Raw genomic sequence first — 573 nt, 5'->3', positions numbered from 1 at the left:
CCGCGCTGGCCACGGTGCCCGGCACGGCGGAGGGCCAGTTCGCGGCCGGCCGCGTCGACGCGCCGGCCGCCGCCTTCACCGGCCCGGACTGCATCCCCGAGGCCGGGCACGCCGGGCGGGACGCGGTGAGCGCGCAGGCGAACATGGTGGCGAGCCCCACGGTGTGGAGGCCATGCTGGACGCCTACCTGACGTCGTCCGGCGACCTGGCCGACCGGCTGGTGGCCGCGCTCGAAGCCGCCGAGCACGCAGGTGGCGACGTGCGCGGGCCGCAGTCCGCGGCGCTGCTCGTCGCAGGGCCGGAGCGGGGCGCGCAGCCGACCGGCAACGCCGACGACCCGGTGATCGACCTGCGGGTGGACGACTCCCGCGACCCGGTGGGCGACCTGCGGCGGCTGCTGACGACGTCCCGCGCGCACCGCCACCTGATCCGGTCCAGCTCGGGCGACGCGGACGTCGACGTCATCGCCGAGCTGCGCGCGGCGGCGGCCCTGGCCCCGGACGACCCGACGTCGCTGCGGGCCGCCGGGATCAGGCCGGCGCTGGACGGCCTCGCCGCCGAAGGGCTGCCGCT

Annotated in this window: 1 pseudogene; it reads left to right on the top strand. The window is 78.9% G+C overall.

From position 1 onward, the window contains the following. Nucleotides 1-14: 14 nt before the first annotated feature. Nucleotides 15-573: pseudogene (locus ACFQ3T_RS36990) on the top strand (DUF1028 domain-containing protein); the annotation flags it as partial.

Source organism: Saccharothrix hoggarensis (assembly GCF_042678885.1).
GTDB classification, from domain to species: Bacteria; Actinomycetota; Actinomycetes; order Mycobacteriales; family Pseudonocardiaceae; genus Actinosynnema; species Actinosynnema hoggarensis.
This window is presented reverse-complemented; position numbering and strand designations above follow the sequence as displayed.